This is a genomic window from Trebonia sp., from assembly GCF_030042015.1.
GTDB lineage: Bacteria > Actinomycetota > Actinomycetes > Streptosporangiales > Streptosporangiaceae > Trebonia.
The window spans coordinates 1-5,216 of sequence record NZ_JASIAL010000245.1 but is presented as its reverse complement, the minus strand read 5'-3'; the positions used below and the strand labels follow the sequence as shown (position 1 = coordinate 5,216).

The 5,216-nt window shown below is 72.5% G+C and carries 6 protein-coding genes; all 6 read left to right on the top strand.

Translation table 11 applies throughout. The annotated features are described in order from the left end of the window. Positions 1–592, top strand: a 592-nt coding sequence (locus Q1N79_RS13145; protein ID WP_300608829.1) for a sigma factor, incomplete at its 5' end; no start/stop codon positions are given. 48 nt (positions 593–640) lie between these two features. Then, a complete protein-coding gene (locus Q1N79_RS13140; RefSeq protein ID WP_300608827.1) occupies positions 641–1,114 on the top strand; it encodes a SigE family RNA polymerase sigma factor in 474 nt (157 codons plus the stop codon). Further along, on the top strand, positions 1,111–2,469 hold the full coding sequence (locus Q1N79_RS13135) for a hypothetical protein (protein ID WP_300608825.1): 1,359 nt from the start codon (positions 1,111–1,113) through the stop codon (positions 2,467–2,469). The genes Q1N79_RS13140 and Q1N79_RS13135 overlap by 4 nt, the downstream gene beginning before the upstream one ends. A 65-nt stretch (positions 2,470–2,534) precedes the next feature. Beyond that, a complete protein-coding gene (locus Q1N79_RS13130) occupies positions 2,535–3,053 on the top strand; it encodes a SigE family RNA polymerase sigma factor (RefSeq protein WP_300608823.1) in 519 nt (172 codons plus the stop codon). Further along, complete coding sequence (locus Q1N79_RS13125) at positions 3,050–4,435, top strand: hypothetical protein (protein ID WP_300608821.1); 1,386 nt, start codon at positions 3,050–3,052, stop codon at positions 4,433–4,435. Before Q1N79_RS13130 ends, Q1N79_RS13125 begins: the two co-directional genes overlap by 4 nt. A 98-nt stretch (positions 4,436–4,533) precedes the next feature. After that, on the top strand, positions 4,534–5,091 hold the full coding sequence (locus tag Q1N79_RS13120; RefSeq protein WP_300608819.1) for a SigE family RNA polymerase sigma factor: 558 nt from the start codon (positions 4,534–4,536) through the stop codon (positions 5,089–5,091). The last annotated feature ends 125 nt before the right edge of the window (positions 5,092–5,216 follow it).

The window sequence follows — 5,216 nt, the reverse complement described above, 5'->3', positions numbered from 1 at the left end:
GGCGAGTCTTTACTACGTGGATCACGCGGACACCCGTGACGCCGAGGCCGGCGCCTGGCCGGCCGAGCGGCATGTGACGGCGCTTTACTCAGCGCACGCGCTCAGCCTGGCCCGGCTCGCCCTCGTCATGCTGGGCGACCCGGCGGCCGCCGAGGACGTCGTGCAGGATGCATTCCTCGGCCTTTACCGGCGCTGGGACAGCCTGGCCGGCGCGCCGGTCGCGCTGGCCTACCTGCGGACCAGCGTGCTGAACGGCTGCCGCACCGCGCTGCGCCGCCAGTCGCGGCGCGGCGTCCTCGCCGACGTCCGGCTCCAGGACGGCACGCAGGCGCTCGAGTCCGCCGAGGCCACGGTGCTGCTCGGCGAGGAGCACCGCGCGGTGCTCGCCGCCATCAGGAGTGGGACGAAGGGGGCCCGCCGGAACCTCAGGCGCGCTTCGGCGTGCTCCTCCATGGCAAGTTCGCCGGCCTGCTGCCGCCCTTGCCGGGCGATCTCTTCGGGTACACCTATCCCGTCGCCTGGTAGCGCGGCCGAGGCCGGACAGGAAAGCCGGCGCCGCCAGGCAACCTCGGCGGCGCGCGGGCGTTTCTGATACGTGGACATAGCGAACACGGGGGTGTCACCGCGCGCTGCGCACGCGGTGAGCGAACTGTACGCCGAGCACGCGCTGGGCCTCGTCCGGCTGGCCGTCATCGTGCTTGGCGACGTCGCCACGGCCGAAGACGTGGTCCAGGACGCCTTCCTCGGCCTGTACCGCCGCTGGGATCACCTGCCCGACACCTCGCACCCGCTGGACTACGTCCGCACCAGCGTGCTGAACGGCTGCCGGTCGGCGCTGCGCGGCCGGTCTAGGCGCGGGCTCGTCGCCGCCTTCAGCCAGCCGCCGACCGAGTCCGCCGAAGCACGCGCCCTGGTGAGCGAGGAATACCGCGCGGTGGTGACCGCGATCAGGCGGCTGCCGCGGCGGCAGCGCGAGGCGCTGCTGCTCCGCTACTACCTCGACATGTCCGAGGACGAGGTCGCACGGAGCATGGGGGTCAGCCGCGGGACGGTCAAGTCCGCCACGTCCCGCGCGCTCGTCGCGATCGGGCGGATCCTCACGGAGGAGTCATGAACTCAGTCGAAGACACAGTTCGCGCCGCCACCCGGGCGTACGGGGGCATCGTCCGCGAGCTCCGCCCGCTTGAGCTGACTCCCGCGCCGGCCGAGCTGGCTTCCGACGCGCCGCACGGGCGGGGATCAAGCGGCGGGCCGCGCCGGGCGCGCCCGCGCAGGTCCTGGCTGGCACCGCTGGCCGCCGCTGCGGCCGTGCTGGCGATCGGGATCTCGCTGGTGATCGTCAAGGGCACCCCGAACGGACGCGCGGTTCCCCCGGCCCGCCCGACGGCTGCCACTGACGGCGTGCCGCAGTACTACGTGGACCTGCACCAGTCGGGCACCAGCGCGACTTCCCCCGAGGGCCTGGTGGTGGGCGACACGTTCACCGGGGCGAGGCTGGCCACGATACCGCCGCCCCCGCACAGCACGTTCGTCGCGATTACGGGCGCCGACGACGACCGGACGTTCGTCGCCGGCGCCGAGGCTGTCACCGCTGACGGCGAGCTCTTGCCCGCGATGACGTGGTACCTGCTGCGGATCGCGCAGGGAAGCACGCCGGGATACCGGCTGACCAGGCTGTCGATCCCGGACACGCGGTCCTGGGACATCCAGTCGGTCGCGCTGTCGGGATCGGGGCGCGAGCTCGCGATGGCCTCCCTGTGCTGCGGCGCGAAGGTGACAGGCCCCCGTGTGCTGCAGATCTACTCGGTGGCCACAGGCAAGCTGTTGCACAGCTGGTCCACGAGCACCGCGGACGTCTTCGTCGGCTCAGGCATCGTCACGGCCGGGGCAGAAACCCGGGCGCTGTCCTGGGTGGACGGGGACAGCTTCGTGGCCTTCCCGGCTCTCGAGCCGGCCAGGACGCCGGGACACGAGGGCTTTTACGGGACGGAGCGGCTGCTGGACGTGGCCGCGCGCGGCAGTGACCTCATCGCCGACAGCCGGGTCGTCTGGTCGGCGCCGCTCTCCTTCGCCGACTCCGCCGCTGGCTGCGTGCTCGAGGTCCTCCCGCTGGTCAGCGCGGACGGGAAGACGGTCGTGTGCGCCGGTGTCACCGTCCCTGGCGAGGGCACGCAGCCGCGTGACCGCATGACGCTGCGGTGGCTGGCGTACTCGACGTCGGCGCCGACGGTGGTCCGCACCGCGTACAAGGTCACGGTCGCCGCGTCCAGTTCCGCGCAAGGCGCCCTCGACGTGCTGTGGGCCAGCGCGACCGGCGGGACGCTGATCGTCGACTGGAACGTTGACTCGTCCGGCACCTCGGCCTCGGCACCGGACCACGTCGGCGTGGTCAGCAACGGCAGGTTCACCCCGTTGCCGTCTGTGCCGGATCTCGCCCAGGGTAACCCAAGGCTGATCATCGCCTGGTAGCGGGCACGCAGCAGGAATCCGGGCGCCGCCAGGCAACCTCGGCGGCGCCCGGGCGTTTCTGATACGTGGACACAGCGAACACGCGGATGTCGCCGTGCGCGGCGGACGCGGTGACCGAGCTGTACGCCGAGCACGCGCTGGGCCTGGTCCGGCTGGCCGTGATCGTGCTTGGCGACGTCGCCGCCGCCGAAGACGTGGTCCAGGACGCCTTCCTCGGCCTATACCGCCGCTGGGACCAGCTGCCCGACACCTCGCACCCGCTGGACTACGTCCGCACCAGCGTGCTGAACGGCTGCCGGTCGGCGCTGCGCCGCCGGTCCAGGCGCGGGCTCGCCGCCGTCTTCAGCCAGCCGCCGGCCGAGTCCGCCGAAGCCCGCGCCCTGGTGAGCGAGGAATACCGCGCGGTGGTGACCGCGATCAGGGCGCTGCCGCGGCGGCAGCGCGAGGCGCTGCTGCTCCGCTACTACCTCGACATGTCCGAGGACGAGGTCGCGCGGAGCATGGGGGTCAGCCGCGGGACGGTCAAGTCCGCCACGTCCCGCGCGCTCGCCGCGATCGGGCGGATCCTCACGGAGGAGTCATGAACTCAGTCGAAGACACAGTTCGCGCCGCCACCCGGGCGTACGGGGGCATCGTCCGCGAGATCCGCCAGCTCGAGCTGACTGCGGCGCCAGCCGAGCTGGCTTCCGGCGCGCCGCACGGGCGGGGATCAGGCGGCCGGCCGCCCCGGGCGCGGCCGGCCAGGTCCTGGCTGGCACCGCTGGCCGCCGCCGCGGCCGTGCTGGCGATCGGTATCTCGCTGGTGATCGTCCGGGGCATCCCGAACGGACGCGCGGCTCCCGCCGCAGGTTCCGCCACTCCCTCATCCCCTGCCGCCAGCACCTCCCCTCCTGGCTCCGGTCCCCTGCCGGCCGAAGTCCCCGAGTACTACGTCGCGCTCGACAACACGCAGGACAAGAACTCCCCGTACCAGGCCGTCGTCGCCAGCACGGTCACCGGCGCGCGGCTCGCCACGGTCAGCCCGCCCGCGGGCAGCACGTTCGCGGGGGTGACGGCCGCCGCGGACGACCGGACCTTCGTCCTGGACGCCACCACGTGCTCGCAGTACGCGGGGAGCTCGCTGCTGTGCCCGCGGACCTGGTACCTGCTGCGGCTCTATCCCGGTTCGGCGTCCCCGGCCCGGCTGACCAGGCTGGCGATCCCGCCGACCGCGTCCGGAATCCAGGTGCAGGGGATCGCGCTGTCTCCCGACGGCAGCGAACTCGCCGTGGCGCTCCAGGCGGGCTGGTCGGGTCCCGGCGCGCAGATCGAGAAGTTGTCGATCTATTCGGTGGCCACCGGCGCGCTGCTGCGGACCTGGATCGGCCCATCGGGCACGATCAGCTACCCCGAACAGACGTATCGCCTGGACAGTAACTCCACCGTGTTCTGGTCGGCCGACGGGCGCACGCTGACATTCCGGAACCAGGCGAACGAACGGATACTGCAAATCAGCAACCTGGGGCAAGACCTGATCGCGGGCAGCCGACTCGCCTGGTCTTATCCCGGCCGCGGGCAGGTCCCCGGGTACCAGCTCGCCTGCGACAACACGCCGAACGCCGTCGGCGACGGGTCAGCGCTCATCTGCGGTGCCACCGGGATGCCCGCCGCCACCACCCACGTGGTCAGCAAGTGCTCGCCGATGTGGGACAACGCCATGGGTTTCCTGCGGTATTCAGCGGCGACCGGCGACCTGGAGCGCGCGCTGTACATCGACCAGACCACGTGCACCGGCGAGGTCACCGCAGAGATCTTGTGGTCCAGCGCGTCGGGCAACACGATAATCGGCTGGCTGAACTCCGCCTCGGAGAGCGACCCGACGGGGCCGCAGCGGAACTGGGTCGGCGTGGTCGCCGGGGGCACGTTCACCGTGATTCCGTTCCCGCTGGACGGCGGCGTCGCCCTGCCGGACGCGGTCGCCTGGTGAGAGGTCGCCAGACCACCGCGGGGCGAGATATCGTCTGAATTTCTCGCCCCGCTCAGGCAACCAGGTGCGGTCGGCGGCATCTCTGCTTCGTGGACTCCGTGGACACAGACACCGCTAGACCCGCGCACCCGCCGGCCCCGGCCCCGGCCGACGCCGGGGCCGCGGACGGCGTGACCGCGCTGTACGAGGCGCACGCGTTCGGCCTGATCCGGCTGGCCGTCATCATGCTCGGCGACCGGCCCGCCGCCGAAGACGTCGTGCAGGACGCGTTCTTCGGGCTGTACCGGAACTGGGACCGGCTCGCCGACCCAGGCCACGCGCTGACCTACGTGCGCTCCAGCGTGCTCAACGGCTGCCGCGCCGCCTTGCGGCAGCAGACACGGCGCGTCCGGCGCGACCGGGCGGCCGCGCCGGACGCGAACTCGGTGTACGAGTCCGCCGAGGCCCTGGTGCTGCTTGGCGAGGAGCACCGGAAGGTGATCCTCGCGGTGCGCAGGCTGCCGGACCGGCAGCGCGAAGCCCTGGTGCTGCGGTTCTACTTCGGCCTGTCGGAGGAGGAGACCGCGCGCGCGATGGGAATCAGCCGCGGCACCGTCAAGTCCTCGCTGTCCCGGGCGCTCGCGGCGCTCGGCCGGATGCTCGGGGAGGAATCGTGACCGCCATCGAAGACAGGACCCGCGCGGCGATGGACGCGATCACGGGGCTGGTCGAGCGCCTGCCCCCGCTGCCGCTGCCCCCGCCCGCGCCGCCTGGCGCGCCGACCCGCCGCCCGGGGCGCGTG

Bases quoted from the DNA above. Each gene is read 5' to 3' on its own strand.
- Q1N79_RS13125 (WP_300608821.1), top strand. From the start codon at position 3,050: ATGAACTCAGTCGAAGACACAGTTCGCGCCGCCACCCGGGCGTACGGG.
- Q1N79_RS13135 (WP_300608825.1), top strand. From the start codon at position 1,111: ATGAACTCAGTCGAAGACACAGTTCGCGCCGCCACCCGGGCGTACGGG.